The 26,576-nt window shown below is 69.4% G+C and carries 25 protein-coding genes and 3 pseudogenes; 16 read left to right on the plus strand and 12 right to left on the minus strand.

Going from position 1 to position 26,576, the window contains the following annotated elements; genetic code table 11:
* Positions 1-13: 13 nt before the first annotated feature.
* A pseudogene (gene tnpA / locus OG252_RS49710) lies at positions 14-319 on the plus strand (IS200/IS605 family transposase); the annotation flags it as partial.
* A 62-nt stretch (positions 320-381) separates the two neighbouring features.
* Here tnpA and OG252_RS49715 read toward each other — a convergent pair.
* The gene (locus OG252_RS49715; protein ID WP_329344765.1) at positions 382-1,548 is read right to left on the minus strand and encodes a mandelate racemase/muconate lactonizing enzyme family protein; all 1,167 of its coding nucleotides are present in this window, start codon (positions 1,546-1,548) and stop codon (positions 382-384) included.
* A 109-nt stretch (positions 1,549-1,657) separates the two neighbouring features.
* Between OG252_RS49715 and OG252_RS49720 the strand changes: the two genes are divergently transcribed.
* The gene (locus tag OG252_RS49720; RefSeq protein WP_266447051.1) at positions 1,658-2,341 is read left to right on the plus strand and encodes a GntR family transcriptional regulator; all 684 of its coding nucleotides are present in this window, start codon (positions 1,658-1,660) and stop codon (positions 2,339-2,341) included.
* Positions 2,342-3,107: 766 nt separating this feature from the next.
* Here OG252_RS49720 and OG252_RS49725 read toward each other — a convergent pair.
* Positions 3,108-5,417: a protein kinase domain-containing protein gene (locus OG252_RS49725; RefSeq protein WP_443068471.1), complete on the minus strand. Its 2,310-nt coding sequence runs from the start codon at positions 5,415-5,417 to the stop codon at positions 3,108-3,110.
* An 831-nt stretch (positions 5,418-6,248) separates the two neighbouring features.
* Between OG252_RS49725 and OG252_RS49730 the strand changes: the two genes are divergently transcribed.
* Positions 6,249-6,944, plus strand: coding sequence for an alpha/beta fold hydrolase (locus OG252_RS49730; RefSeq protein WP_329344770.1), 696 nt, complete (start codon positions 6,249-6,251; stop codon positions 6,942-6,944).
* Between the two features lie 316 nt (positions 6,945-7,260).
* Here OG252_RS49730 and OG252_RS49735 read toward each other — a convergent pair whose 3' ends face one another.
* The 3 genes from OG252_RS49735 to OG252_RS49745 all read right to left on the minus strand — a co-directional run bounded on the left by OG252_RS49735 (position 7,261) and on the right by OG252_RS49745 (position 9,990).
* Positions 7,261-8,553, minus strand: coding sequence for an MFS transporter (locus OG252_RS49735; protein WP_329344772.1), 1,293 nt, complete (start codon positions 8,551-8,553; stop codon positions 7,261-7,263).
* Between the two features lie 142 nt (positions 8,554-8,695).
* A complete protein-coding gene (locus OG252_RS49740) occupies positions 8,696-9,367 on the minus strand; it encodes an enoyl-CoA hydratase-related protein (protein ID WP_329344775.1) in 672 nt (223 codons plus the stop codon).
* Positions 9,368-9,411: 44 nt separating this feature from the next.
* Entirely contained in the window at positions 9,412-9,990 is a 579-nt protein-coding gene (locus OG252_RS49745) for a TetR/AcrR family transcriptional regulator (RefSeq protein ID WP_266447066.1), read from the minus strand.
* Positions 9,991-11,047: 1,057 nt separating this feature from the next.
* On the opposite strand from OG252_RS49745, the gene OG252_RS49750 reads away from it, so the two are divergent.
* The 7 genes from OG252_RS49750 to OG252_RS49780 all read left to right on the plus strand — a co-directional run bounded on the left by OG252_RS49750 (position 11,048) and on the right by OG252_RS49780 (position 14,524).
* Positions 11,048-11,401, plus strand: coding sequence for a phosphatase PAP2 family protein (locus OG252_RS49750; RefSeq protein WP_266447069.1), 354 nt, complete (start codon positions 11,048-11,050; stop codon positions 11,399-11,401).
* A 120-nt stretch (positions 11,402-11,521) separates the two neighbouring features.
* Positions 11,522-11,941, plus strand: coding sequence for a phage holin family protein (locus OG252_RS49755; RefSeq protein ID WP_329344778.1), 420 nt, complete (start codon positions 11,522-11,524; stop codon positions 11,939-11,941).
* A complete protein-coding gene (locus OG252_RS49760; RefSeq protein WP_266447075.1) occupies positions 11,938-12,405 on the plus strand; it encodes a DUF3618 domain-containing protein in 468 nt (155 codons plus the stop codon). The genes OG252_RS49755 and OG252_RS49760 overlap by 4 nt, the downstream gene beginning before the upstream one ends.
* Positions 12,402-12,677 (plus strand): DUF4235 domain-containing protein, encoded by a 276-nt coding sequence (locus OG252_RS49765; protein ID WP_329344781.1) that lies wholly within the window; start codon positions 12,402-12,404, stop codon positions 12,675-12,677. Before OG252_RS49760 ends, OG252_RS49765 begins: the two co-directional genes overlap by 4 nt.
* Positions 12,678-13,013: 336 nt before the next feature.
* Positions 13,014-13,355, plus strand: coding sequence for an ArsR/SmtB family transcription factor (locus OG252_RS49770; RefSeq protein ID WP_128376371.1), 342 nt, complete (start codon positions 13,014-13,016; stop codon positions 13,353-13,355).
* 3 nt (positions 13,356-13,358) lie between these two features.
* Positions 13,359-13,865, plus strand: coding sequence for an SRPBCC family protein (locus OG252_RS49775; protein WP_329344785.1), 507 nt, complete (start codon positions 13,359-13,361; stop codon positions 13,863-13,865).
* A complete protein-coding gene (locus OG252_RS49780) occupies positions 13,865-14,524 on the plus strand; it encodes a dihydrofolate reductase family protein (RefSeq protein ID WP_329344787.1) in 660 nt (219 codons plus the stop codon). Before OG252_RS49775 ends, OG252_RS49780 begins: the two co-directional genes overlap by 1 nt.
* 495 nt (positions 14,525-15,019) lie before the next feature.
* Here the strand turns inward: OG252_RS49780 and OG252_RS49785 are convergent, their stop codons facing one another.
* Positions 15,020-15,223: a hypothetical protein gene (locus OG252_RS49785; RefSeq protein ID WP_329344789.1), complete on the minus strand. Its 204-nt coding sequence runs from the start codon at positions 15,221-15,223 to the stop codon at positions 15,020-15,022.
* Between the two features lie 42 nt (positions 15,224-15,265).
* On the opposite strand from OG252_RS49785, the gene OG252_RS49790 reads away from it, so the two are divergent.
* Complete coding sequence (locus tag OG252_RS49790) at positions 15,266-16,495, plus strand: MFS transporter (RefSeq protein ID WP_329344791.1); 1,230 nt, start codon at positions 15,266-15,268, stop codon at positions 16,493-16,495.
* Positions 16,496-17,510: 1,015 nt separating this feature from the next.
* Positions 17,511-18,407, plus strand: a complete 897-nt coding sequence (locus OG252_RS49795; RefSeq protein ID WP_329344793.1) for an ArsR/SmtB family transcription factor — start codon at positions 17,511-17,513, stop codon at positions 18,405-18,407.
* Between the two features lie 3 nt (positions 18,408-18,410).
* Here OG252_RS49795 and OG252_RS49800 read toward each other — a convergent pair whose 3' ends face one another.
* From OG252_RS49800 to OG252_RS49810, 3 genes are all read right to left on the minus strand, one after another.
* Positions 18,411-18,758, minus strand: a complete 348-nt coding sequence (locus OG252_RS49800; RefSeq protein WP_329344795.1) for a peptidoglycan-binding domain-containing protein — start codon at positions 18,756-18,758, stop codon at positions 18,411-18,413.
* 98 nt (positions 18,759-18,856) lie between these two features.
* Entirely contained in the window at positions 18,857-19,240 is a 384-nt protein-coding gene (locus tag OG252_RS49805) for a peptidoglycan-binding domain-containing protein (RefSeq protein WP_266447098.1), read from the minus strand.
* A gap of 611 nt (positions 19,241-19,851) precedes the next feature.
* Entirely contained in the window at positions 19,852-20,538 is a 687-nt protein-coding gene (locus OG252_RS49810; protein WP_329344797.1) for a hypothetical protein, read from the minus strand.
* A 166-nt stretch (positions 20,539-20,704) separates the two neighbouring features.
* On the opposite strand from OG252_RS49810, the pseudogene OG252_RS49815 reads away from it, so the two are divergent.
* From OG252_RS49815 to OG252_RS49830, 4 genes and pseudogenes are all read left to right on the plus strand, one after another.
* Positions 20,705-21,169 (plus strand): annotated as a pseudogene (locus OG252_RS49815) (RNA-guided endonuclease InsQ/TnpB family protein); the annotation flags it as partial.
* 57 nt (positions 21,170-21,226) lie between these two features.
* A complete protein-coding gene (locus tag OG252_RS49820; protein ID WP_329345424.1) occupies positions 21,227-21,628 on the plus strand; it encodes a helix-turn-helix domain-containing protein in 402 nt (133 codons plus the stop codon).
* A gap of 66 nt (positions 21,629-21,694) precedes the next feature.
* Positions 21,695-22,276, plus strand: a complete 582-nt coding sequence (locus OG252_RS49825; RefSeq protein ID WP_266447103.1) for a dihydrofolate reductase family protein — start codon at positions 21,695-21,697, stop codon at positions 22,274-22,276.
* Between the two features lie 239 nt (positions 22,277-22,515).
* A pseudogene (locus OG252_RS49830) lies at positions 22,516-22,714 on the plus strand (leucine zipper domain-containing protein); the annotation flags it as partial.
* Between the two features lie 89 nt (positions 22,715-22,803).
* Here OG252_RS49830 and OG252_RS49835 read toward each other — a convergent pair.
* The 3 genes from OG252_RS49835 to OG252_RS49845 all read right to left on the minus strand — a co-directional run bounded on the left by OG252_RS49835 (position 22,804) and on the right by OG252_RS49845 (position 26,425).
* Positions 22,804-23,655 (minus strand): poly-gamma-glutamate hydrolase family protein, encoded by an 852-nt coding sequence (locus OG252_RS49835; RefSeq protein WP_329344800.1) that lies wholly within the window; start codon positions 23,653-23,655, stop codon positions 22,804-22,806.
* An 829-nt stretch (positions 23,656-24,484) separates the two neighbouring features.
* Complete coding sequence (locus OG252_RS49840) at positions 24,485-24,844, minus strand: hypothetical protein (RefSeq protein ID WP_329344802.1); 360 nt, start codon at positions 24,842-24,844, stop codon at positions 24,485-24,487.
* A gap of 657 nt (positions 24,845-25,501) precedes the next feature.
* The gene (locus OG252_RS49845; protein WP_329344803.1) at positions 25,502-26,425 is read right to left on the minus strand and encodes an aminoglycoside phosphotransferase family protein; all 924 of its coding nucleotides are present in this window, start codon (positions 26,423-26,425) and stop codon (positions 25,502-25,504) included.
* Positions 26,426-26,576: the final 151 nt, after the last annotated feature.

The raw sequence follows: 26,576 nt of genomic DNA on the forward strand, positions 1-26,576 counted from the left end.
ATGTACTTGAGTTATGGCCGATATGCAGATCAGAACTGGTCGACACTGTGCTTTCGTGATGCATGTCCACTTGGTCTTCATGACCAAGCTCCGGCACAAGGTGTTTACCGATGCTCACCTGGCACGCATGGAGGAGATCATGCGGTCGGTGTGTGCGGACTTCGAGTGCGAGCTGGTGGAGTTCACCGGCGAGGACAACCACGTCCACCTGTTGGTGGACTTCCCGCCCAAGGTCGCCGTGACCAAGCTGGTCAACTCCCTCAAGGGTGTCTCCTCCCGCCGCCTGCGCCAGGAGTTCCCTGACCGGGTGCGCCACAACTGGCGGGCCAACAAACCGACGGCGCCCGCCCGGTGGCGGGCGCCTCTGCGGTGGGGTGGCGGTCAGCTGTGCAGGGCGCGCAGCACCTTGTAGAAGGCGGCTTTGCTCTCGAAGCCGATGCCGGGGGTGTCGGTCAGGCCGACGCGGCTCTTCTCGACGACGGCGTCGTCGGCGAAGCCGCCCGTGGGCTGGAACTCGCCCGGGTAGGACTCGTTGCCGCCGAGCTTGAGGGCGGCGGCGATGTGCAGGGAGAACTGGTGCCCGCCGTGCGGGACGCAGCGCCTCGATGACCAGCCGTGCTGACGGAGCATGTCCTGGATGCGCAGGTACTCCACCAGACCGTAGGAGAGCGCGGGGTCGACCTGGATGGTGTCGCGGTCGGGGCGCAGGCCGCCGTAGCGGATCAGGTTGCGGGCGTCCTGGAGGGAGAAGAGGTTCTCGCCGGTGGCGATGGAGCCGGTGTAGTGCTCGGCGACGGTGGCGTTGAGGTGGTAGTCGAGCGGGTCGCCGATCTCCTCGTACCAGAACAGCCCGTAGGGCTCGATGGCCCGCCCGTACTCCAGGGCCGTGTCGAGGTCGAAGCGGCCGTTGACGTCGACGGCCAGCCGGGAGCCGTCGCCGTCCAGGACGTCGATGACGGCCTCGATACGGCGCAGGTCCTCCGCCAGGTCGGCGCCGCCGATCTTCATCTTGACGACGTCGTAGCCCAGGTCGAGGAAGCCGCGCATCTCGTCCTGAAGGTCGGTGAGGGTCTTGCCGGGGGCGTAGTAGCCGCCGGCGGCGTAGACGAAGACGGAGTCGTCGGGCTGCCCGTCGCCGTAGCGCTCGGACAGATACCGGTACAGCGGCTTGCCCTCGATCTTGGAGGCCAGGTCGAACAGGGCCATGTCCACCACGCCGACCGCGACCGAGCGCTCGCCGTGCCCGCCGGGCTTCTCGTTGGTCATCATCACGTCCCACGCCTTGGCGTGCTCCAGGCCGCCCCGCTCGTCGAGCAGGCTGCCGGGCTCGGCGTCGAGGAGGCGGGGCAGGACCCGGCGGCGCAGGATCTCTCCGGCGCTGTAGCGGCCGTTGGAGTTGAAGCCGTAGCCCACCACGGGCTTGCCGTCCCGGATGACGTCGCTCTCGATCGCCACGATCGAACAGTCCATGGAGCTGAAGTCGATCCAGGCGTTGCGGATCGAGGAGCTGATCGGAACGACGCCCTCGTAGACGTTGGTGATCTTCACTGCGAAGCCTCTCTCATATCTTATAAGATGTGACGCCTGTTAGGCTGAGCCGGTCCGATGCGGGATGTCAAGGGGTGGGGAAGCTCCGGAAAGGAATGGTCAGGGGGCCATGGCAGGACCGAACCTGTTCTTGAGCAAGAGCGACCTCGCCTACGCGGAACTCCGCGATCGGATCCTCGCCGGCACGCTTCCTGCCGGGTCACGGCTCGCCCAGTACGACCTCGCCGAGTCCCTCAACATGAGCATCACGCCCCTGCGCGAGGCCATCCGCCGCCTCAGCAGCGAGGGACTCGTCACCGTCGAGACCCACCGCGACGTCCGGGTCTCCGTCATGAACTCGAACGAAGCCCGCCAGCTTTTCGAGGTCCGCCTGTCGCTGGACCCGACCGCCGCCGAACTCGCCGCCCAGCGGCGGACCGACGACGACATCGCCACCATGCAGGCCGCCGTCGACAAGCTCCTCCCCGTCACCCGCCAATGGGGGGAAGAGGCACTCACGGCCCACCGCGCCTTCCACCGGGCGCTGTACCGGGCCTCGCACAACGACGTCCTCATCCGTCTCCTGGACGACCTGTGGGACAAGTCCGATCGCTACCGGCGCCTCGGCCTCGAACTCCCGCCCGGTGACGAACCCCGCACCCGGGACCTACAGGAACACCACCAACTTGTCTCCCTGATCGTGGACGGCCGCGCCGCCGAAGCCGCTCAGCTGATGCGAGGCCACATCACCCACAGCCTCACCGCCACCGCCATCAGCGCCCTCGAAGACCGCGAGGGCATTCGCGTGACGTGACGCGCGGCGACCGGCGCCGTCGTGATGCATGGGGGGCCTGATGGAAGTGCGTGAGCTGGAGTATTTCCTGGCAGTCGTCGACTCCGGCGGCTTCAACCGTGGTTGGCGGTCTGCCTGCAGCCACGTTGACGGACACCATGTGTGGTGACAAACGAGCGGGGCAGTGGTTCAGCGACCGGGTCATCTCACGATTGGCCGCACGAGCCGCCCTCAGCAGGGCGTTGGCCAGGTCGGTCTGCAGCGAGGCACGGCTGCCTTCTGTCATCGCCCCGTCCCCCGGCCGGGGCAGTGGCAGCGGCGTGGACGCGTTCGAGCAGGTCACGGTGGCGGTAGAGGAAGGTACGGCCAACCCGGGCGGCGCGAGCGAGGCCGGACACGGCTGTGTCTGCACCCGCCCGCACTGCCGTATCGAGGGCATTAGAGGCGCCTTTCGCGGCAGCGGGCGGAGTCCGCACCTCTGCCTTCAGTCAACCGGCTGGTCACACGGAGGGCCTTTCGGGTCGCGGGTTGAGCACTGGCGCAGTGACACGGGGCATGCCGAGCGTGACGACCTGGCGGCTGCCGCAGACCACTGTGACGACTTGCTGGATCTGTGTTCGGTGGTCGTCGCAGAGGTCGTCAAGGTCAGCGCGGACGCGCCGGATCAGCCGCCGTACACGAGTGATCTCCTCATCGGCCGGCCGGCATTGCCTCGTCTCTGGCCCAGGTGTCGGTGCTGAGAGCGGCGAGCCGTTCAGGTGCGATCCGGCTGTCCCGGTCCCGGTCCTCAGGTGACGGGCAGTCCGTAGGTCCGGTCGAAGTGCTGGGCCACGAGGTGTCCGGCTCCGTCGCAGGAGAGCTGCCAGTCGTTGACGCCGGTCTCGCGGCCGTCGGTGAAGTTCCACAGCAGACGGCCCGAGGCGGCGTCGATCGCGTAGAAGCCGTTCCTGTTCTCGAAGGCCGGCACGTAAACGGCGTGCGCCCCCACCGCGATCGGGTGGTCGACGTTGAGGCGGGGGGTCTCGCAGAACCAGCGCCGGGCGCCGGTCGCCGCGTTGAAGGCGTGAACGCCGTAGGGATCGGTGCCAGTGGCGTAGACCGTGTTGCCGCCCGTCCCGAGGGAGGCGAACATGCCGCGTTCCGCCTTCGCCTTCCAGCGGAGCTTTCCGGTGGCGAGCTCCAGGGCGATGAACTCGGAGCCGATGGCGAAGACGGTTCCGCCGAGCACCGCGAGACCCGGCCGCAGGTCGTAGCCCACCGGGTACCGCCAGCGCAGGCCACCGCCATCGCGGGTGCCGCGGGCCGCGACATTGCGGAGCCCGTCGGCGTAGACGAAGTAGTCGGACGTGACGACGGGCTTGAGGGGAACTCCGACGTCCTCGGGGTCGATCGGTATGACGACGGCCCGGCGGGCCCTGAGGTCGACGCCGAAGACCGCGCTGGTGGATGTCGCCACGCCCTGCTCCTCTGACCGGCGTTCCAGCCTGGCGCCGAGGACAGAGACGACATAGCCGTCGTATCCACCGAGGAGTTGGTCGAACTGGAAGTCCTGGCCGAAGTTGAGGGTGAACTTCTCGGCGCCGCCGGCCAGATCGACGCCGATCAGAGTCGCGCCGGTGCCGAGGGCGACCGCGGCGTCGTTGGCCAGCAGGACGGGACTGGGGGAGAGGCTGATGCCCTGGTAGACCCATTTGGGCTGGGATCCGTTCCTCAGATCGAGGCAGATCATGTTGCCCGGGCGGCTCTTCAGCAGGGCCGTGCCGTCGTTGAAGACGGCCGGGGTCTGGAGCAGCGGGCCGCCGCGGTAGACCCAGGTCGGCTCGGGGGCGGGACCGGGCCGACGCGCCGGCTGCCCGCCGGTTCTTCCCCTCACGACGAGGGCCGTGCCTCCGACGAGGGCCGTGCCCGCGGTTACGGCGAGGAGGGTGCGCCGGCCGACATGGGAGCGTTCGGGAGCACGGCGGTGTGCGGCTGCGGCGGAACGTTCCGTCGCCGGTTCCGCCGGTTCCGCCGAGTCGGCCGCGGCCGCCGGGGGTTTACGCTCCGGCGGCTCGGCGGTGGGCGGCGCTCCACCGGTGGCTCCGGTTCCATCGGCGGCGCGGTTGTCGGCGTCTCCGGCCGGGAGGACGCCGTCCGGGTCCGCCGCGCCGACTCCGCCGTCGGTCCCGTGCGACGACGGCCCCACCGGCGTCCGGCCCGACCCGTATCGGGCGGACGCGGTGGGAGCCCCGGCGTCGGCTGCGTCGGCTGCGGGCCGTGCGGGTGCCAGGGTCCGCGCGAGGCGGTCGAGATCCGTCGCGGCCGCCCGGCGTTCGTCGACCATGGCGGCCACCCGCGCGGGCAGCCAGCCCTCAGTCAGCACCTGTTCGGCACCGCCGGGCGCGCAGGCCGCAGAGAGCCGGTCGGGGTCGATACGAAGGGACGGGTCCTTGGCGTGACAGAGGCTGATGATTTTGTCCAGTGGCTCGGGCACCAGGGTCAGATCGGCCGAACCGTGGACCACCTGGTAGAGCAGCGTGGCCGCGGCGGCCCCGTTGAACGGTGCGTGTCCCGACGCCGCGAACGCCAGCACCGAGCCGAGACAGAAGACGTCTCCCTCCGGTCCCACCGGATGGCCGGTGGCCTGTTCGGGACAGACGTAGTCGAGCGACCCGAACAGACCGCTGGAGCCGGTGAGTTGGTAGCCGTCCCGGGCCCGGACGATGCCGAAGTCGATGACGCGCGGACCGTCCGCGGCGAGCAGCACGTTGGACGGCTTGAGGTCGCGGTGCACCAGCCCCTCGGCGTGCACCGCGATCAGCGCCTCGGCGATCCCCGCGCCCAGCGCGAGGACCGTCTCCACCGGCAGCGGCCCGTGTGCGGCGACCGCCTCGGCCAGGGTGGGGCCAGGTACGTAGGCGGTGGCGAGCCATGGCGTCTCGTCGTCCGGCGCGGCGTCCACCACGGACGCCGTGTACGCGCCGCCGACCGCCGCCGCGGCCGCCACCTCACGCCGGAAGCGGATCCGGAAGTTCTTGTCCTCGGCCATCTCGGGACGGATGACCTTGACCGCGACGGCGCGGCCGGCCGGCGAGGTGGCCAGATAGACCCGGCCCATCCCGCCTGCTCCAAGACGGGCCACCGGACGGTAGGGGCCTAGCTGCTCGGGATCTTCTGGGTGCAGTGGTTGCATGCCCTCGGCCGCCTGTTCTCGGTGGTACGGGCGGGAGTCCCGCCCACGCCGCGGGGGAAGGCCCTGTGGGGGGTCTGACAGCAGACTAGAGGCTGAAACGGCCCATGAGAGTTTTTGTCGGCAACCGTCGCCGCGCTCTCGGACGAAGACGTTCCGGCCTACTCCTGCTCCAGAGCGCTCATTTGACGTCGTGTCAGAGATCGGGTGACACGTGCCCATCGTGCGGGAACAGTGCGCCAGGAGCAACAGACGGGGAACAAGTGCAGGATGAAACCACCGGCCCGGGGGAAGACCTCCGATGTGGCGAAGGTCACCCCGCGCTCTCGCCGTTCCCGCTCACGCTTCTGCCCGCGGGCACTCGCCCGCTTCGGCGACGTCAGAGTGGAGGACATCGGCGATTGATCAAGCCCCGGCCTCGTCGCTGGGCGGCGGACGACTGCCGCCGGTGACTACGTGGACGTCCGCTGGCCCTCGTTCCTGGCTCTGCCCCTCCAGCACGCGGGTGGAGCAGCCGCCCAGGGCGCTCTATCGCCTCGTCTGGCGCCTTGGCCGTTCGTAGACACCTCAGGCGCTTAACTCGTCAAGCGGCGGTCGTGAGTTCGGTGGGGAAGGCTGTGCTTTCGTCGCACAGCCGGCGCTTCTCGCGGACCGGTTCGCCGGAGGCATCCCAGCCCCTCATTTGCTCTGCCGTAAAGCTCCCCAACAGAACTGAATTCACTTAAGGTGCGGTTAAAGTCGTTGACGAGGAGGTCGACCATGGCGTTTGTTCTCATCCACGGTGCAAGCTTCGGTGCGGACTGCTGGGACGAGCTGATTCCCCATCTCGGTGCGGAAGCGTTGGCAGTCGATCTTCCGGGGCGCGGGAGCAGGGCCGAAGTCGACCTGGGCACGGTCACTCTCGCGGACTGCGCCGATGCGGTCCGGGAGGATGTCGAAGCAAGGGACCTGCGGGACGTTGTACTGGTCGGGCACTCCTTCGCGGGGGTCACGATCCCGCGCGTCCTGGACCTCATACCCGACCGGATCCGTCACGTCGTCCTCGTGTCGGCCGTGGTGCCGCCGGACAGATCCCGGGTGCTTGACCAGATCGACCCCGAAGTGCGGGGTCTGGTGAAGCAGTCCATCGCCGACGGCGTCTACCACCAGACCCGCGAGGGCGCCGCCGCAATGCTGTGCAACGACATGGACGAGGCGACTGCCACGTCCACCCTGGACCGGCTTGCCGACGATTCGGCCGCCCTGCTGAGCGAGACCGTGGACCTGAGCGGCTACAGACGCGAGATCCCCCGGACGTACGTGCACCTCACGCGGGACCAGTGCTACGTCGAGGAACTCCAGCAGCGATCCATCGCGCTGCTCCGGCCCGACGTCATCGATCTCGACACCGGTCACATGGCAATGATCAGTGCGCCCGAAAAGCTTGCCTCCGTCCTCAACATCATTCACGGCTGATCGCCGTGTCGGCCTGCGGTTGACGGACCGTGAACAGGATTCACCTTGTGGCCCTTGTCCGCGCCGGAGCCGCCCATCCAGGGATGTGCCGTGTTCGGCATCGCCGTTACCGAAACACTCTCGTGGAACGTCGAATCCCGCCCTCAAGCAACGCAGCTGCCATGACCTGCGGCGTGAGGTTGAGAACACCCATATGACCTGCTCCTCGCCAGGTTCAGGCTGGAAGGCACCCGGAGTTCCCACCCGAGCGCGTGCCCGCAGCGTCGTGGATCTGGTCAACAGAGAAGGACGCTGATGAGGCTCTTTGAACCTGTCGTCAGGGCGGTTGGGGCGGGCTGCCATGGCCAGCTGCTCCGGCGGTGACGCCAGGCGCCGGATCTTCCGGGGCGGGCAGCGGTTCTGCGGTCTTCGGAGCCAGCGCGCGGATGGAGGGAGTGGCGACCATGGCGAGGGTGGCGAGGAGGATGAGCGCGGCGGCAGCGTAGAGGGTGGCATGGAGGCCGAGGACGAGTACGGCGGGTCCGGCGGCGAACTGGGCGAGTGGGAGCGCGAGGTAGGAGCCGAGGTCGTCGTAGGCGTAGACGCGGGCGAGTCGGTCCTCGGGGATCTGCTCGTTGAGCGTCGAGTACCAGGCGACGCCGGCCTGCTCGACGCCCACGCCCGCCACGAAGTTGGCCACGACCAGCACCCAGGTATACGGGGCGAGCGCGAGCAGCAGCGGGGTCATCGCCGTCAGGCCCATCAGCGCGCAGCCGACCAGGATCGCGCGCCGGGGCCGCCATCTCAGCGAGAGTACGCCGCCGGCGACCGCGCCGAGCGAGGACGCGGCGACGGCCAGGCCCCAGCCGGTGCGGCCGATCCCGGTCGTGTCGGCGACGGCCGGGCCGAGGACGGTGAACGAGGCGGTGATGCCGGCGTTGAGGAAGCAGAAGGCCGCCACGATCACCCACACCCAGCTGCGGGAGGTGAACTCCTGCCAGCCGACGCGCAGTTCATGCACCAGGCCGGGGCTGGGCCCGGGCGGCGCCACCTGGACGCGGACCAGCGCGAAGGACGCGGCGGCGAGCCCGAAGCTGAGCGCGTCGACGGCCAGGCCCCAGCCGGGGCCGACCGCGGAGACCAGTACGCCGCCCAGCGAGGCGCCCACGATCATCGCGCTGCTGCCAGCGATCCGGGAGAGCGCGAGGGCGGCGCGGCGGGACTCGACCGGCACGGTTTGGGGCAGCAGGGCCTGGGCGGCGGGCTGGTAGCAGGAACTTGACGCCCCGTTGACCGCGGCGAGCACCATGAGCAGGGGGATGGCGGCGCTGTGGGTGAGGACCAGGGTGGCGACCACCGCCTGGCTCGCGGCGCTGACCACGCTGCTGCCGACCAGCAGCGGGCCGCGCGGCAGCCGGTCCGCCAACACTCCGCCGTACAGCAGGAAGAGGATGCTGGTGAGGGAGTGGGCACCGACCACCAACCCGAGGGAGCCGACCGAGCCAGTGGCGTCGAGCACGGCGAAGGCCAGGGCGATCGGCGCCATTCCGTTGCCGAGCAGGTTGGCCGTCGTACCGATGAAGAGGTGACGGAACGGGCGGTGGCGCAGAGGCGCCAGGGCGGCGGACATGCGCCTGATCGTCGGGCGGGGCGGCGCCCCCGTCAACGGATTATGTCGGCCCTGTCTGCTCATGCGGTGGGCAGCCGGGACACCCCGCACCCCGGGGAAGTGCCCGAGGTGCGCGGCTTGTTGAGGTAGGTGAGGTCCTGGCTCAGCCGAGTGGGTTGGTGGTGTCGCGCAGGGTGGCCAGGGCGAGGGCGTACATGCGGGCCTTGATGGTGCCCAGGGTGTCGCCGGCCTTGTTCACCTGCGCCTGGGCGATCTCGATGGCAGCGGAGCGCACGGCGTCTTCGGTGACTGCCTGGTCGACGATGCCGGCGGCCGCGGCGTCGGAGCCGCCGTAGCGGCGGGCGGTGACCATGGCCGCGTGGGCGGTCTGCGGGGCCAGCCGGGACTGGATGAGGGCGGCCATGCCGGGGGTGAAGGGGATGTTGATGTCCGCTTCGGGCAGGCACCAGTAGCCGCGGTCGGCGCGCATCACGCGGAAGTCGTGGGCGAGGGAGAACATCGCGCCGGCGGCGAAGGTGTGCCCCTGCAGGGCGGCCACCGTGATGACCGGCAGCGACAGCATCCGCGCGAACAGCTCATGGACGGAGACGACGTAGTCCTGGTGCTGGTCGGCGTGGGCGAACAGCCAGTCCAGGTCGAGCCCGTTGGAATAGAACTTGCCGGTGGCGGCGGTGACCAGGGCGCGGGGGCCTTCCGCCTTCTCCACCTCGTCGAGCGCGGCACTGACGGCGGTGAGCCAGTCGGGGTGGAAGCGGTTCTCTCCGTCTCCGAGGTCGAGGACGAAGACGTTGTCGTGGCGGTCGAGCGAGGGCATGACGACTCCTTCGGGCTGAGCTGACTGGTTCACGTGGCTGCGGGTTACGGCCGGGGCTCGGGTCGGGCACCGGGGCGGTCGCGCAGGGCGTGGAGGAGCAGGTCGTGGATCTCGGCGGCGGCTGCCTCGATCGGGGTGGTGCTCTGTTCGGCCCGGCACATGATGACCGCGCCTTCGACCGCGGCGATGATGAAGGCGCCGAGCCGGCGGCTGCGTTCCTCGGTGAGGCCGTGCCGGACGAAGAGGGCCGCGAGAGCTTCCTGCCAGCGGGCGAAGACGGCGGCGGCGGAGCGTGCAAGCTGGGGTGCGTCGTCGTTGGTCTCGACGGCCACCGCCACGATCGGGCAGCCGGCCCTGAAGCCGCTCTCCACGAGTCGGTCGCGCCACAGCGCGAAGAACGCGTCGACGGCCTGCACCGGATCGTCCGCCTGTACGGCGGCGTCGATGAGGCCCGCGATGAAGTCCCCGGCGAGTGCCACCGCCTCGTCGATGAGCTCCGTCCGCCCGCCGGGGAAGTGGTGGTCCACCGAGCCGCGAGGGGCTCCGCTGTACGCGAGCACCCGGTCGATGCTGGTCGCGCTCGCCCCGTATTCACGCAGCAGGGCAGCGGCACTGAGGATCATGCGGTCACGGCTGTCACTCCTGCGAGGGCTCACCCGCCCGCCACCCCTCCGACGACAACGTGGCCCGCCAAGCGAGCTACCTGTCGGTAACTTATGGGGTATTGCATAGAACAGGCAAGAGGAGATCGGGCGGCGGTTCGGTCGGAGCCCGGAAGCGGCGCCGGATCAAACGCGCTGAACCTCGGTCGCTGAACCCCAACTGCACGCCAATCTGGGCGGGCTCAACGGCACCCCGTGGAGCTGGAGGACGGAGGACGGGTACCGGTTCCAGCACCGGCACCTGAAGTGAGGCGGGGCCGTCCGGCGGGCAGCAGACGGTAGGCGGTGGTGGCCATGAAGCGCTCGGCCAACGAGCGATTCGTGGCCGCGGTTCAGGCGGGCGACGTGGACGCCGCTCTGCGCGCCGGCGACTTACGGGTGAGCGGACGCGCGGTCGACCGGTTCTTCAGGCGGCCGTGTGTCGATGACTTCGCTGGTGCGGTGCTGGCAGGCCGGGCACAGCTCGTGGTGGCCCGCGGGCGTGACGACGGTGCCCCACTCATGGCAGTACCTGCAGTCCTGAGCCAGGGCAAGGTCGGGGCGAGGAGTTGGGGCCGAAGGGATGGGCGGGGCTTCGTGAGCCATGCGGTGAGGTCCTCAGCGTGGTGAGTGACGGTCTCACAGCCTGCCAGTTTTCGGGTGATATGTCTGCCCCCGTCTCAGGGGCGGCACGGCTGCCTCCCGCCTGGCAGGTCCGTTCGGGAGTCACCTGAGAGAGCGAGCTCCGGGATGATGCAGACCTCCGGGCAGTCGGAGGTGGTCCTGGGTGCAGAGCCGCCGGAGACCGTGATGGTGCATCCACCCCAGGAAGACCGCGAGCCTGTCGACCATGGCAGCATGCGGACGGGACCGCTCTGGGCGCGGCGGCTCGCGCCCGCGGTACAGGAAGCGGCCGAGCACACCGAGCTGTGGTGGGGCGACGGCCACAGCGTTGGCCGCCTAGCGATGGCTGCCTAGCGATGGCCGCCTTTTTCGGTGGGTGGCGCGGCCGTACGGCTGCAGCCGCGGGGTGGCTGCCATGACGGTGGCCCAGGTGCTGTCGAATCCGGTTGCCAAGAAGCTGTACCGGCGGCGCCGCCCACCACGGGAATGGGTTCCGGTGGAGGAACTTCAGGAGCGCCCGGACAGCTTTACCACCCCTTCCGGGCACACCGCCGCGGCCTTCGTTTTCGCGGGTGCCGTCGCGCAGGTGTGGCCGGCAGCCGGTGCCGCCTGTGCGGTGTCGGCGGTGACGGTGGCCGCCGAGCGGGTGCACAGCGGTGCTCGCTACCTCTCCGACGTGGCGCCGGGGGCGCGATCGGGCTGTCCGCGGCCGCCCTGGTACGCGGCGCACGGCGCCTGCGGGGGCGACATGTGTTCTGACGGGCGGTGATGCGCTGACGTGGGGGTACTCGGACAGCCGGTCCGACCACCAGGCAGGCCATGGCCGCGCGAGGGCGAACGAAGTCCGCCGGGCCTGCCACACACGCCGCCGAAGGGCAGGTGAGCACCCATGACAGCAGACAGCTCCCACCGCACCGATGCCGGAGCGCAGGAACCGGTGGGCGACCTGGTCCAGCGTGCCTCACAGCAGCTGTCGCAGCTGGTCCGTGACGAGATGCGGCTGGCGCAGGCGGAGATGACCGAGAAGGGCAAGCGGTTCGGCAAGGGCGGTGGCCTGTTCGGCGGCGCCGGCCTGATGGGTTTGCTCACCCTGCAGGCTTTGGTGGCCACCGTGATCGCCGCGCTGTCGCTGGCCATGGATGTGTGGGTGGCGGCACTGATCGTCACCGGCGTCCTGGCCGCCGTCACCGCGCTGATGGCGGCGCTCGGCAAGCAGCAAGTCAGCAAGGCGTCCCCACCGACGCCCCAGCGGACCGTGGACAGAGTCAAGGCCGATGCGGCCGAGATCAAGGAGAGGGCGCAGCGATGACCAAGGACAAGCCGCACCCGGGCGATGAGGCAACCCCTTCCCCTGAGGAACTGCGGGAGCGGGTGGAGGCGACCCGCGAGGAACTCGGCGAGACCGTCGAGGCGCTCGCGGCGAAGAGCGACGTCAAGACCCGGGCCCAGGAGAAGACGACGGCCGTAAAACAGCAGGTCACCGAGAAGACCACCCAGATCAGGACCCAGCTGAGGGACAGGGCCACGCACGCGGCCCACGCGGTACAGGAAAGGACCCCCGAGCCGGTGCGTACCAAGGCCGCCGCGGCCACCGAGCAGGTCCGCGGCCAGGCCGTGCACGTCGCGGAACTGGCCCGGGACAAGGCGCCGGAACCGGTACGCGAGAAGGCCGGCCAGGGCATGCAAGCGGCGCGGGACAAGCGCACCCCGCTGCTCGCCGTCGGCGCACTGATCGCGGTACTGCTCATCCGCCGTTCCAGGAGGCACCGATGAAAGCCTCGAAGATCGTCTACAAGCCGGTCGGCGTAGCCATGGGCGCCCTCAGCGGCGTCCTGGCCGGCGGATTGTTCAAGCAGATCTGGAAGAAGCTCGGGCACGATGAGGACGCCCCCGACGCCCCCGACGCCACTGACGAGCACCGCACCTGGCGCGAGGTGGTGTCGGCAGCCGTCCTGCAGGGCGCGATCTTCGCCGGCGTCAAAGCGGCCGTCGACCGCGGCGGCGCCACCGCCACCCGCCGCCTCACAGGCACCTGGCCCGGCTGACCCTCGCGTCCACGACCGCTGGAAAAGAGCCCATTACCTTCGTCGTAGAGCCCGGTTCGGGTTCGTGGCCATCGGGGCCGGTATGACTCCTTGCCCCTGTCCTTGATGATCCCTGGCAGGCCACCGGTCGTCCCGGGAGGGGAGGGAAAGCCCGGTGACCAGCAACGACTTCACGTTGATCGATGTCTTCTGCGCCCTGGACGTCGGCAAGTCAGAGCATCACGGCACGGCGCGTGTTTCCCGCAGCCGCTGACAAGGATTGCAATCGTCATCCGGTAAGGCCCGCTTGATTCCTCTCGGCTTGACGCATGCCGATATGGGCATACGATGACTGTCATGGCACGAGCAGCGACGACGTCGGACGTTTTCAACGCGATCGCCGAGCCGCAGCGCCGGGAGATCCTGGTGCTGCTGCGGGCGGGTGAGCGGCCGGTGACCGAGTTGGCCCAGGAGCTGGGGATGACCCAGCCGGGGGCGTCCAAACACCTGCGGGTGCTTCGGGAGGTCGGGCTGGTGCGAGACCGCAAGGCAGGCAAGCAGCGCCTGTACGGCCTTGACGCCCGCGGGCTGCGACCGGTTCACGAGTGGGCCGGCGGGTTCGAGCGGTTCTGGAACGAGAGCTTCGACCGGCTGGACGCGTATGTGCAGGACCTCAAGCAAGCAAGGCAGGAGGAGTAGCTGATGAGCGCGACGGAACGAGGAGCGTCGGCGCAGTCCCCGACGGCCGATCGCGAGATCGTGATCTCCCGGGTCATCGAGGCCCCACGGGAGCTGGTGTTCGAGGCGTTCACCGAGGTGCGGCACCTGTCGCGGTGGTGGGGGCCGGAGGGGTTCACCACCACCACGCGGTCCTTCGAGTTCCGCGTCGGCGGGGTGTGGGACTTCGTGATGCACGGGCCGGACGGGACGGACTACCAGGAGTGGATCTCCTGGACCGAGATCGTCCCGCCGGAAGGGATCGCGCTGCTGCACGGTGAGTCCCGCGACGACCCGAACGCCTTCGAGTCGGTCCTCACGTTCGCGCCCGACGGGGCGGCGACGCGGATCGAGATGCGCACGGTGTTCCCCACCAAGGAACTGCGCGACGAGGCGGTCGAGAAGTACCACGCGATCGAGGGCGGCCGGCAGACCCTGAGCAACCTGGCTGCCTACGTCACCGAGACCCTTCGGAAGGGCGTTGAGGGCTAATGGCCGGGAAGGTGTTCTTCAGCGTGTCGATGTCGCTGGACGGGTTCATCGCGCCGGAGTCGCTGGAGGGGATCATCTCGCCTGAGCGGCAGGACGACCCGCAGCTCCAGCGCTGGGCGGCGCAGTGGATGGAACTGCAGCAGTGGATATTCCCGCAGCGGTTCTTCCGGGAGAACCTGAAGCTCGGCGAGGGCGGCGAGGAAGGGCGCGACAACGACGTCGCGCGGCAGACGTTCGAGCGCACCGGCGCGAGTGTCATGGGCAAGCGCATGTTCGACCTCGGCGAGCGGGCGTGGCCGGAGGAGGCACCGTTCCACACGCCGGTCTTCGTCATGACGCACGAGAAGCGTGACCCGTGGGAGCGGCCGGGTGGGACCACTTTCCACTTCGTCAACGACGGCATCGAGACCGCGCTCGACCAGGCCCGCGAGGCCGCCGGCGACCGAGACGTCCGCATCGCGGGCGGCGGCGCAACGATCCTGGAGTACGTGAACGCCGGCCTGGTCGACGAGTTCTCGATCGCGCTCTCACCCGTGCTCTTCGGCAGCGGAATCCGCCTGTTCGAGGGCGTGGACGCGGGTCGCGTGGCCCTGGAGCCGGTCCGCGCGGAGCCGACGCAGCGGGTGACCCACCTGACCTACGCAGTCCGGGAGCGGTGACTGTCTCGACCGTTACGGCGTGGGCACCCGGTCCAGCCCGGTTACCGTGGCCGTGCTGGTGTCAGCGGTGCCGCCACCGCTCATATCCTTCGCCCCGGCACGATTCGCTCCTCGGCACTCACCCCGCGCGGCACGGTCGTGGTCGCGGCGCTGGAGGTGCCGATCTGCTTGCCATCCTTGTCGGCGAGCGAGACCTTCACGATGTCGCGAGCGCCCGCACACCGCCCTCGGCGGGAAGCCGCCGATCAGTCGACCTTTCCGGCAGCGACTACCGCGTCACCTTCGACCATCCGCCGGAACACCTCGGCACCGTCCAGCAGCAGCTCACGTTCGAGGACTTCGTGGAACCAACGTCCTGCTGCGTCACATTCAGGGGAGATGCAGCAGGAGGCGTCGTCCGGCGGACATCCTGGGCCGCGATGTCCAAACGGCACGGCCGGAGCAGGGGGCGGCCCGGCACGGACGAACGACGACCGCCCCAGGGTGATGACCTGCTCAGCGCCGCCCTTTGGACGTCGCTTGAAGCGCTTGCAGATCGGCGATCGACACCGGAGCGACCACCGGCTTGCCATGGCGGCTGAGCAGGGTCCGCTCGCCGCCGGACGCCATCCGCCCCATCAGCTCGGCAGCTGGGCGCGCCTCGGTGAAGGGCACTGCGTCGGCATCGATGTCTGCACAGGACGGCAGTTCCTCCACCACTCTTAGTTGTACCTTCTTTAAAGATTGTACATAATCGCGATCATGGCTGAGCCACTGCGCCGCAACCGCGACTTCGTCCTCCTCTGGAGCGCCGCCTTGGCCTCGACGCTGGGTTCCCAGGTCGCCTCCGTTGCTTACCCTCTGCTGGCGCTGGAACTGACCGGTTCAGCCGTCCATGCCGGGCTGATCGGATCCGCCGCAATGACCGCCGGCATCGCGCTGCGCCTGCCGGCGGGCGCCCTGGTCGACCGGTGGGATCGGCGGCGCACGATGCTCAGCTGCGATCTCATGCGAGCCGCTCTGCTCGCCGCCACCGTCGCCGGTTCGCTGCTCAGGTTGCTCGACTGGCGGATGCTGCTCGCCGCGGCTGTGATCAGCGGTGCCTGCGGCGTGTTCTTCCAGCCGGCGGAGACGGCGATGCTACGGCGCGTGGTTCCCGCTGAACACCTGCCTCAGGCCCTCGCGCACAACGAAGCCCGTCAGTACGGAGCCTCGATCGCCGGCCCTCCGCTGGGCGGCCTGCTGTTCAACCTGGGGAGAACAGTCCCCCTTGCCGGAGAGCTCACGGCCTACCTGCTGTCCTTCGCCGCGGTCCTCGCCATCAAATCCCCGACGCCCGCCGTCCCGGTCGCGGACCGGTCGGGCACTCTGCTGCGCGACATCACCGAGGGCCTGCGGTGGACCTGGCGGCAGCGGTTCCTGCGCGTTTTGCTGGTGACGGCCGCGGGCTTCAGCCTGGTGTTCTCCGCGCTGACCTTCACCGTGATCGTCGCCGCCCGGCAGAGCGGCGCGGCACCGGCCGACGTCGGCGTGATGATGGCGATCTCCGGCGCCGGGGGACTACTGGGCGCGCTGGCCGCCCCCCGGCTGCAGCGGCGCAACCCGGCGTCGGTCGTCCTGGCGATGTTCTGGGTGGCGGCCGCGGCTATCCCCGCCATGGCAGTCCATCCCACTGCCTGGGCCATCGGGCCGCTGCTGGCCGTGGCGTTCTTCCTGGCTCCGGCGGCCAACGCGATCTTGTACACCTACCAGATAACCATCACGCCCGACCACTTGCAGGGCCGGGTGATCAGTAGCCTCGCCCTCATCGGCAGCGCGGTGACCCCGGTCGGGCCGCTCGCCTCGGGACTGATCCTGGACCGCTGGGGTGTGACGGCCGCTCTGCTGTCGATCGCGTCGGTCATGGCGGTCGTGGCTTTGGGCGCCACGTTGAGCCGCACCATCCTGCATCTGCCCCCGCTGGCCGAGGCCGAGGCCGTGGCTGCACCTTGAGCGATGCCCGACGAACCCGGCGGTGCCCGGGGCCGTGGCGGCGAGCAGCTGGTCGATGCGCTCCTGCGCCGCGAGCTCCGCCATCTCCGCCCGGACGCGTTCGTCGCCGGCCAAAGGCGCGTGGCGGGAGTCCTGGTGCGCGTCGAAGCGGGGGTCCTCAAGGGCCGCCGCGACGGCGGCCGCCGTCATCCCTTCGCATGGCGCCGGACCATGCGGCGGGCGAGGCGGTCGTGGTCGACCCGCTTGCAGGGGCGCGGCCGCGCGGGGAACGGGACGGCTACGGTCGTACGGGCCGGGAAGCCGCGTCGAGGAGAACGGCGAAAGGGTGCGGTCGACGTCACGAGGGTGGTGGGGCCAGGATCAACCCGGGGATGGGGACCGGGTGTCGCCCAGCGCGGTGCGCCGAATCCCGCCGGGGTGACACCGGCGGGCCGTACGCGAGGTCGCCCGGGCCTGGCAGATCATGATCATCTAGCCGGAGAGGGGGCGCAACACAGTGCTGTGGTCCGCCCCTCAGCCGGTCCCTCGCATGCTGGCGCACGGATGCTCCGAGTCGGCGCGTGAATCGGCCAGCGGTCCCTCGGACTCTATCGATATCGCTCCAAAGAGTCGCCGGGTACGCTCATCACCACCCCCTGCAACTCCGGTGTCGACGAAGGCCACATCACCGACGTCAAGCTCCGAAACGCACCATGGCGGGACCCGCCGGGATTCCCTGCTCCGCCACCGCGTCATGCTCATCGCCCATCTACGCCGTCGTTACGCGGCACCGGCGACCGCCGCACCCAGATGATCTCCGCCTACGAAATTCTTGCCAGAGCGAAAGAAGCCCGTACGCCGACAGGTGTGGCGTAAAAGAGCTTCCTGGCCGTGACGAACGTAGTGCACAGTGAGCCGCGGCAAGCCGGGGGACAGCTGTGTTGCGGGGGATGCAATGCTGCGCGTGCATATCACCAATGAGGATCTCAGCCGGGTCAGGTTCGCGAGCGGACCGGACCCCCTATGGGAAACCGTGATGAGCATCAGGCTGCTCCGCGGCACTTGGGGCGGTGCTGTCTTCGACCCGTGGCGGGCGCAGGTCCGCGACCGGCTCTGTCAACTGCCGCAGCGGTATGTGCGACTGCTGCGCCATCTCGTGTCTCCGGCGGGCGACCTCCCTGGTTTCCTGACTCCGCAGCGAGCGGGGCAGGGGCTGGAGGCGGGGATCGAGGCGGTGCTCGGCACGCCGCGCGTTCGGCTGCGGCGAGAGCTGGCGGCGCTGCCGGGGGCGCCGTCGTGGCTGCGGCCGTTGGCGGAGGGTGAGCCGGCAGCGCTGGCGCGGCTCGGCGCGGCACTTCGTGCGTACCACCACGTGGCGATCGCCCCCTTCTGGCCGCGGGTGCGGTCACTCGTCGACGCGGAACGCGCCGCCCGGGCCCGCACCGTGCTCGACCACGGGACCGAAGGGCTGCTGGCCGCGATGCGGCCGGCGATGCTGTGGCAGGCACCGGTGCTTGAGGTGCGCCACCCGGTGCAGCGAGAGATCCGACTGGCCGGGCGGGGGCTGGTGCTGGCGCCCTCCGCGTTCTGCTGGCGCTGGCCCGTGACCGTCGTCCACCCGGGGCTGCCGCCGGTGCTGATGTATCCGGTCGAGCGGGGACCGGAGTGGTGGGCCGGCCCCGACCACGCCCCCGGGGCCCGGGCGCTGGCGAATCTGCTGGGACCGACGAGGGCCGCGTGCCTCACGGCCATCGGAAACAGCTGCACCACAGGTGAACTGGCCCGCCGCACTGGGGTCACCGCGCCCACGGCGAGTCTGCACGCCACGACGCTGCGGGCGGCGGGCCTGACCACGTCGACGCGTCGGGGCAACACCGTGGTGCACACCCCGACCCCGCTGGGATCGGCGCTGCTCAGGGCGTCCGGCTCCTGATGCCTAGGCCACGTCGCAGGTGCGCAGCGCGGTCCAGGTCTGGGGGCCGACGACACCGTCGTAGGGGATGCCGTGGTCGTTCTGGAAGGCGCGGAGGGCGACCGCTGTCGCCCTGTCGAAGACGCCGTTGATGGGACCCGTGTAGTAGGCGCACTGGGTCAGCAGGCACTGCAGTTCCCGGACCGTGTTGCCGGTGCTGCCGGGGCTTACGGACGGTGGCGTGGGACGGTTGTCGTAGCCGCAGTACCAGGCGGCCGGCCGGACGTCGGCGGGCGCGGCGTCGGGGGCGGCGGTGAGGGCGGCGGCCGGCGTGCCGAGACCGGCGGTCAGGGCGGCGGCTGCCGCGGCCACCGCAATCGAGCGTAGGGATGGCATAAGCGCTTCCTTCCAAGGTGGTGCGGAACGGGGGAAGCCGCCCCGGGGGACCGGGGCGGCTCGCCGCGCGGCGATCAGCAGTTGCGCAGGCAGTTCCAGGTCTGGGGGCCGACGATGCCGTCGTACGAGAGCCCGTAGTCGGCCTGCAGGGCGTAGACGGCGGACCGGGTGGCGGGACCGAATTGGCCGTCGATCCCGGACGAGCCGACGGAGTAGCCGAGCGAGATGAGCAAACACTGGGCCTCGCGGACCGTGTTGCCGGAGCTGCCGTAGCGGATGGTGGGCGGTGTCACACGGTTGTCGTAGCCGCAGTAATAGGCGGACGCATTGACAGGTCCGGACGCGGCCACGTCGCGGGCCGGCGCGGCGGAGGCCGGGCTGGCCGCCAGTACGGTGCCGCCGGCTATCACGATCGCGGTCAAGGCGGTCGACACGGCGGCATTGCGGATGCGCTTCATGGATTCTCCTCAGCAGCGGGCTTCGGAGGAGCGGTGTGCCCCCCCACCCTCACTTCCGCACAGCATGGTCTGACAGGCGCATGCCCAGCCAGGTCCTTGCCTTCTGACCTAAAAACGCAGGTCGGCGCGGTGCGGATGTCCGTTTGCTGCACAACCGGAAGCTGACCCGGCAGTCAATGAGAAGCCCCCGACGACCGCTGCTGCAGAGCGGGCCGCCGGGGGCTTCGCGGTGGTCGCCCGGAGCCGAGAGGGGTGCGGCGCCGGGCGACGCTCAGGGCGAGATGCTGGTGGTCGCCTCCATGCGGGCGCGGTGTCCTGGAGCCCGTCCAGCCGTTCGTACAGCGCCCGCAGTATGCGGACCGTGTTCTGCCGGCCCGCTACCGCCGCCCCTCCGACACCAGCGACGTCGAACGGGCCCTACTCGACCCCGCTGGAGACCGTGGCCTGAAGCAAGGTCAATCTCATGCGGAGCACCACGCATGGGCCGGACACACTCCGGGTCGCCGGCGACGGCACGCCGGGCGGCGGCCGCGAAGTCAGCGATGGTCTGCCTGCCGGATGTCGTCGGACGCCATCTCACCGCTAAGCGGCGCCGCGACGCGACGCATGCGTCACGCCTTCTCATGCCAGGGGAAGCCATCCGGGTCCGCGGCGGCACGGGTCCAGACCCGCTCATCGTCATGGCCGCGGATCTGGTCCAGGAACGGGAAGTCCTCCGGCTGCACGGCTAGTTTGGCGACAGGGGTCACTGGTACGGGACTTGCCCATTGGGCCGGCTGCACCGAGACATCGCCGACCAGCATCCGCGGCTGTAACTCGAAGGTGCCGGCGGCCAGCAGGTAAACCGTGCCGGGACGCCAGGGCTGCTGCTTCAGCGCCTGCGCGCTGATGGAGAAGTAGTACTGCGGCTCGCCGAGCCGCTCGCTGCCGTTGGCGATGCGGGCGCAGCCATTGAGCAACGACATCGGGTGGCGGTCCCGGTCCAGGATCGCGTAGTACATCGGCCAGAGGCCGTCGCCGGCGGCGAAGACCGCGCGCCGGTTGCCGAACTCGCTTCTGTCGTCCGGCTGCCGGGGTTCGAAGCGGCTGATCGCCGGGTTGCCCGAGCCGTGCAACAGCAGTCTGCCGCGGTCTGCGGCATGGCAGAGGAACTGCCATTTCGGCGCCTCGAGCCGGTAGTCGATGGGCTCATCGGGACCGTTCGCGAGCGCTTGCTCCAGCAGTCGGTCGAAGGATGCCGACGTTCTGCGGTCCGGAGGTGGAGCGGGACGCGTCATCCAGTACGCGGGCAGCTTCATCGGAATCCCTTCGTGGATACCCTCGGCTTTAGCCGGGGGAGGAAACGAAATCCTACGGAGCAGGGCATGGAGCGGGATTCGCCGCCAGGCAGATCGCAGTGCCCTGACCCGCAGGTTTGATGTTGACTTGCCGTCTGGTTGGTTTGTGGGCGGGGCCGCGACTCATGTGAAGCGGGCGTTCAGGTACCGCTTCTATCCCAGTGATGCGCAGGCAGTGGAGTTGTCGCGAACGTTCGGGTGGGTGCGGAAGGTCTACAACCTGGCGCTCGCCGCCCGGACGCAGGCGTGGGCGCGGCGGGAGCGGGTCAACTACGGCCAGACTTCGGCGATGTTGACGGCGTGGAAGCAGACCGAGGAGTTGGCGTTCCTGAATGATGTGTCGTCGGTGCCGTTGCAGTAGACGCTGCGGCATTTGCAGACCGCGTTCACCCACTTTTTCGGCAAGCGGGCGAGGTATCCGCGTTTCAAGTCGCGGAACAGGTCGCGGAGGTCGGCGGAGTACACGACCAGCGGGTTCCGTTTCCGGGGCGGCCGGCTGATGCTGGCGAAGATGGCGGAGCCGTTGGACATCGTGTGGTCCTGGCCGCTGCCCGAGGGGGCGAAGCCCTCCACGGTTGCTGAGCTGCGAGACCGGCTGGCCACGGCGGACGGACCGCACGAGATGCCGACGCTGCTCGAGGAGGAGCTGATGCGAGGACTGTGCGAGACCGCCGGCCTGGGGTTGGTCCGCCATACGAGCAGCGTCATCGCGGCGACCAGCGGGGCGGTGGCGATCGGCGACCTGAGCGTGGCAGCCGGTGTCAGCAGCACTCATCTGGCACAGCGGTTCAAGGAGCTCATCGGCGTCACGCCGAAGCGGCTGGCCCGCAGCTACCGCTTCGCCGCCACCGTGCTCTCGATCAACCCCGCCGGACCGATCGACTGGGCCGACCTCGCCGCTGGCGCAGGCTACTTCGACCAGGCCCACTTCGGCCACGAGTTCCGGGCCTTCACCGGGCTCACGCCGACCCGGTACGTCGAAATCCGGCGGCGGTTCCTGCGCGAACATCCAGGCCACGTATTGGACAGCTGGCCGCTGCCGGCCGATTGATTTCTTACAAGAGCGACAGCTCACGACACGCTAATTTGGGGGCACCCCAAAGCAGAGGAGAGCCCCGTGGGCAAGGTGGTCATGTACGCCTCGGTGTCGGTGGACGGCTTCGTCGCGGACGAGAACGACCAGCCCGGACCGCTGTTCGACTGGTTGTCCAGCGGTGACGTCCCGTTGGACGAGAGCGGCGCGTTGAAGGTGTCACAGACGTCCTACGACTACACCCGGCCGTACTGGGACCAGATCGGGGTGACAATCGCCGGCCGCCACGTCTTCGACCTGACGGACGGCTGGGACGGGAAGCCTCCGAGCGGGATCGACCACGTGGTCGTCGTGACGCACCGGCCGGAGCCCGAGGGCTGGGACCCCGAGGCGCCGTTTCACTTCGTCGACGGCGTCGAGGCAGCCGTGGCCAAGGCGCAGGAGCTAGCGGGTGACCGAATCGTCGAGGTCGCCGCTGGTGACGTCGGTGGCCAGGTGCTTGCCGCGGGCCTGGTCGACGAGGTGCGCATGGACGTCGTACCCGTCGTGTTCGGGTCCGGCAAGCGCTACTTCGGGTCGGTCGACGCGCAGCACCTGTTGGAGGATCCTGACGTGGTGATTCAGGGCAACCGGGTGCTTCACCTGCGCTATCGGGTGCGCCGTTGACCGATCTGAGCGGGTACGCGAAGAAGTCCACTGCGAACGGCGACACAAGATCGGGCCTCCGGCTGCGTTTGCGCATCGCTGTCCCTGGGGCGGGCAGCCGACGCCGATCCGCCCCAGCACCTCACCTGCGGCTAGGTGTATTGATCACGAGCGTTGTTGACGGTGGCGGGGCTCGAATTATGGCGAAGACCTCCGGGGCGGGGAGCTGTCCAGGACTGCACCGCACGGAGGTCTTCGCGTTGCACCGCAATGCCCGTCTGAGCGTTCACGGCAGGCGGTTGCTGGTCAAGCGTGTCTGCTCTGGCCGCGCAGTCGCCCTTGTGGCCGCCGAAATGGGCATCTTCCGCGCCACCGTCCATAAACGGATCCGCCGCTGGCGAGCCCGAAGGCGAACGTGGCCTCACCGACCGCTCCAGCCGGCCCCGAACGACACCGCATCATGGCGAGCGAGCGAGCATGCACTTGCCCGTGCAGACGGCGGCAAGGAGGAGGAGACCGCTTTTTCGGCAGCTCCAGGTAGGTCGAGGTCAGAGGATCTGCTGGTCGGCCTGTGCCTCGAGGCGGGCTATCGCCCTGCGGCAGGCACCGGTGAAGCGGACGAAGTCGGCGTCGGAGGTCGCGGTCCTGGCGCGCGCGGGACGGCTGCTGTAGTCACCGAACAGGCTCTGGCGCAGGTCGGTGGTGATCTCCAGCTGCCCGCCTTTGCCCAGCATGGTCAGGTTGCAGGGGTTGGTCGTGTTGACGCCCGCGAGGTCCGGCTTGGTGGATCCGTCTATGGTGTTGAAACCGGCAGCCCGCAGTTCGTCGTGCAGATACGTCTTGAAGTCGGCGTTGAGTCCGCCGACCACCACGGACATGGTGGCGCCCGCCTGCTCTTCCTTGCAGCCGTGCAGGCTCAGGACGTTGAGGCTGCTCGCGGCCATGGAGCGGGCGACGTGATCGTCGCAGTTCTTCGAAGTGACGTGCAGCTTGCTGTTGCCCGTGGACAGGAGGCCCTCGAACATCCAGTAGTCGTGGACATGCCCGCCGTCCGGGGTCCAGACCGACAGGTCTTTCGGGTCGTAACCGGCTATGCCCAGGCAGAGTTCGGAGGTGCCGATCTCGATACCACCGCCGTGCAGGGCCATGATGGTCGTGCGATGGAACGGTGATTTCCCGGAGGAATCACTGTCGAGCATCTGGTGCCGCTTGTAGCGACGGCCGAAGTCCGTACCCTCCTGCCCGGCCAGTTGGGTGTAGAGGTCGGTGTTCGAGTTGTAGAAGTCGTCCTCGCCGGCGGCATGCGCCGCCGTCACCCCGACTCCGGTGACCAGGGTCGTTCCCGCGGCGGCGGTCGCAAGAGCGGAGGTCAGCACTGTGCGGCGGCTCATATGGGTCATGCCGCCATGATCACGCCAGCCCGCTGGAAGGATCCCGACAACATGCCCGCTGTAGCGCACATCACATGCCATACAGCGAGTGAAATCCGATGGCGTCACCGGTGGTGGGGTGACTGGGGTGACCTCACTCCCGAAGTGCAGTTCGGCCGCTTCGTCGTGACCGTTTCAGATGTGACGATCTTCGGCGCGTCGAGATCGAAGACGGCGGGGAAAAGCTACAGGCCAAGCTGTCGGATTCGGCCGGGCAGAAGGACTATCCGCTGGGTGTCAAGGTGACGTCCGCACGATGTGTTCCACCGGACCGTCCCGCGGCCGGGCACACCGTCCCCGAGTCATCCCCTCCCGGTGCGCGGTGTACCGGGCCGGCTCGCGGGCTCGTAGCCGTGCTTCGCGGCCAGGTCTGTCGGGCACGGCGAGCCCGAGCCCGACGGGGCAGTGACAGATTGCATACACGACGACATCCCCGCGACCGACAATGGCGAAGTGCGGTCGACGGCCGGCCGGGAGCACGCGGTGCGGTCATGGGGCCGAACGCAGTGAGGACAGGGATCTTCGTTAACGACGACGGCCCTTGGGTGGGCGTCCAGGACCTGCCCGAGGAGCAGCCGCAGCCCTCCGCGGAGCGCGAGAAGGCGGTCTCCTTCCGGGCCCGCCGTCTCTGGGGCGAGGTGGGCGCGTGCGGCGGGGGCCTGGAGTTGGCCCGTTCGGGCAAGTCGGTGCTCAAGGTGTCACTCCTTGGGTCGCGCGGCCGGCGGCCTCGACGACGGCCGGACGCCCGGTTGTCCGGAGCAAGGCGCCACCCGCGTAACGCACCGGCTTTGAGGCTCAGTCAGGTCTCCGGCAGTACGAGGCAGATCTCGGAGAAGGCGAGGCGGTGCTCGTGACTCACCGCCCCACAGGGGCAGCCCAACGTGGCCCGGCGCCAATCGCAGATCACGGTCCACGGGCCGTCCTTGCCTCCGCACTCCGGGCAGCCGACGGTTTCTGCTGCCCATACCCCCGGCGCGGGTCTGGTGTGGCGGCGGAATCTACCCACGTATCGGGCCTGCCAGGGCTCAACCGGCGGTGTGAGCGGGACGGCGCCGGGCATGCTCGTCGCGGCGAGAGCGGTGAACAGTGCGGCCAGGTCGGGGAGCAAGGCTTCGCCCTCTTCGGTCGGCGGCGCCGCGCGGTCCGTCGTCCCCGGCACGGTGCCGTACCTCGGAGCCGCCGCCGCAATGGGTGGATTCGGTGCCGCGTGCCAGGGCAGCAGGGCGCGGGCGACGGCGGCCAGGAGGGCGGCGGCAGGCGGGCTGACAGCACCGGCGTCGAGGTGATGGACGGTAGTCCGGAGTATGCGTTGGAGCAGTCTGTCTCGGTCTGTCGCTCGGGCCTGTGGCGCTGCGCCCCGCCGGGTCGGGAGCGGGGCGGTGAGACGGGCGAGGACAGCCGCTACTGCCTCGGCGTCCGCCGAGGACAGGCGCCACTCGCGCGCAGCAAGGAGCTGCCAGGCTTTCCCGGACTCCAGGGTGAGAGCGCGTGTCAACAGGGGGTGCGCTGCTGCTACCGGCTTTCCGTGCACCCGTGCCATTGCATCCTCCTTCTGCCTCACATTGAGTATGGAGGCGTATTCGACGCCGGTCGGATCAGTCCAGCCCGTCGTCAGACCTGGGCCACCTCCAGCACTCACCCGGGCCGATCAGAACGCTCACGGGCCAACTACACCGCCCTGGTCGCAGAAGCCATGCATCCACAGGAGCAGCCACGGGATGTGCCGTCCTGGCGGGATCATCGAAAGTAGGCCCAATTGCTCACCATCGAGCGGTGCAGTCGTGACGGGCCGGCTTGACCGTGGAAGCGAGCAGGGTCACGGCCAGGGTGGGGATGAGTACCAGCTCTGAAGAACACGATCGAGCGCTGCCCGGCCGGCGGGTCCCCATGTCGGCTTGCCGCCAGGCAGGCCCCGGTCCCCGTTCTGGCCCATCAGCATGAGGAACAGGCTTTTCAGAGCGGCCAGTCCGCGGGCGCGCCGGATCGTCGCCTTGTCCTTGTCCGCGTGCGCGTACACGTCGAAGAACCGTGAGGCGGCGCCCGCGGGAAGGATGACCCATGCGGCCGCGAGGTCCCACGCCGGATCGCCGGCGAACATGGCTCCGAAGTCGATCACGCCCGAGAGCGTCCCGTCCGAGACGACGACATTCGCCGGATGAAGGTCGCCATGCACCCAGAGCGGCGGACCCTCCCACTCGGGCGCCGCGACGGCGTCGTCCCAGACGGCCCGGACGTCGTCGGCGAGGTCGTCGGGGACGACGGCGTGAAAGAAGTGGTCGAAGCCGTCCGTGCACTTCTTGGGGTGGTCGCCGCGGTCCTCACTGATCGGCGCGTCAGCGGGGGCCTCCACGTGGAGTGCCCTGAGGAAGCCCGCCAGGGTGTCGGCCGCGTGGTCGCCGCGGCTGATCGAGGTGTAGTCCAGTGCCTCGCCCGGAACCCACGTCATGATGGCCCAAGACTTCGGGAAGCGCGCCGACGGTTCACCGATCCGCACCGGGTTCGGGACCGGAAGCGGCAGGCGCGGAGCCAAGACAGGCAGCCACCGGCACTCCTTGCGCTGCAGGTCCGGGGCATTCTCTGTGCGCGGCATGCGCACGGCCAACTCGTCCCCAAGGCGCCACATTTGGTTGCCCCACCCGCCCGCCACCTCGCGGATGGTCAGCCCTGCAAGGTCCGGATGCTGCTCCTGAAGCAGGTCGTAGATCAGGCCTGAGGTGATCTCGATCTCGGAGTGGGTCATGCGAAGGCACAGTACTGGGGCAGGCGGAGCGGCTCTCACTCTCCGAAAGATCTGGCCACTCAACCTTCCCCACCTTGCTGACCGGGAGGGGCGCGCCCTTCGTATGGTTCACCCACCCAGGCGGTACCGGTCCCAGGCGGTACCGGTCTTG

The sequence above is a fragment of the Streptomyces sp. NBC_01352 genome, assembly GCF_036237295.1.
Classification (GTDB): Bacteria; Actinomycetota; Actinomycetes; order Streptomycetales; family Streptomycetaceae; genus Streptomyces; species Streptomyces plumbiresistens.

Coding starts and splice junctions, on each gene's coding strand:
- OG252_RS49780 (WP_329344787.1), top strand. CDS start 13,865: ATGGCCGGGAAGGTGTTCTTCAGCGTGTCGATGTCGCTGGACGGGTTC.
- OG252_RS49820 (WP_329345424.1), top strand. CDS start 21,227: ATGCGAGGACTGTGCGAGACCGCCGGCCTGGGGTTGGTCCGCCATACG.
- OG252_RS49775 (WP_329344785.1), top strand. CDS start 13,359: ATGAGCGCGACGGAACGAGGAGCGTCGGCGCAGTCCCCGACGGCCGAT.
- OG252_RS49745 (WP_266447066.1), bottom strand. CDS start 9,990: ATGATCCTCAGTGCCGCTGCCCTGCTGCGTGAATACGGGGCGAGCGCG.
- OG252_RS49790 (WP_329344791.1), top strand. CDS start 15,266: ATGGCTGAGCCACTGCGCCGCAACCGCGACTTCGTCCTCCTCTGGAGC.
- OG252_RS49725 (WP_443068471.1), bottom strand. CDS start 5,417: ATGGGCCGGGTCTATCTGGCCACCTCGCCGGCCGGCCGCGCCGTCGCG.
- OG252_RS49755 (WP_329344778.1), top strand. CDS start 11,522: ATGACAGCAGACAGCTCCCACCGCACCGATGCCGGAGCGCAGGAACCG.
- OG252_RS49740 (WP_329344775.1), bottom strand. CDS start 9,367: ATGCCCTCGCTCGACCGCCACGACAACGTCTTCGTCCTCGACCTCGGA.
- OG252_RS49735 (WP_329344772.1), bottom strand. CDS start 8,553: ATGTCCGCCGCCCTGGCGCCTCTGCGCCACCGCCCGTTCCGTCACCTC.
- OG252_RS49845 (WP_329344803.1), bottom strand. CDS start 26,425: ATGACCCACTCCGAGATCGAGATCACCTCAGGCCTGATCTACGACCTG.
- OG252_RS49730 (WP_329344770.1), top strand. CDS start 6,249: ATGGCGTTTGTTCTCATCCACGGTGCAAGCTTCGGTGCGGACTGCTGG.
- OG252_RS49835 (WP_329344800.1), bottom strand. CDS start 23,655: ATGACCCATATGAGCCGCCGCACAGTGCTGACCTCCGCTCTTGCGACC.
- OG252_RS49765 (WP_329344781.1), top strand. CDS start 12,402: ATGAAAGCCTCGAAGATCGTCTACAAGCCGGTCGGCGTAGCCATGGGC.
- OG252_RS49750 (WP_266447069.1), top strand. CDS start 11,048: ATGACGGTGGCCCAGGTGCTGTCGAATCCGGTTGCCAAGAAGCTGTAC.
- OG252_RS49795 (WP_329344793.1), top strand. CDS start 17,511: ATGAGCATCAGGCTGCTCCGCGGCACTTGGGGCGGTGCTGTCTTCGAC.
- OG252_RS49805 (WP_266447098.1), bottom strand. CDS start 19,240: ATGAAGCGCATCCGCAATGCCGCCGTGTCGACCGCCTTGACCGCGATC.
- OG252_RS49760 (WP_266447075.1), top strand. CDS start 11,938: ATGACCAAGGACAAGCCGCACCCGGGCGATGAGGCAACCCCTTCCCCT.
- OG252_RS49770 (WP_128376371.1), top strand. CDS start 13,014: ATGGCACGAGCAGCGACGACGTCGGACGTTTTCAACGCGATCGCCGAG.
- OG252_RS49810 (WP_329344797.1), bottom strand. CDS start 20,538: ATGAAGCTGCCCGCGTACTGGATGACGCGTCCCGCTCCACCTCCGGAC.
- OG252_RS49720 (WP_266447051.1), top strand. CDS start 1,658: ATGGCAGGACCGAACCTGTTCTTGAGCAAGAGCGACCTCGCCTACGCG.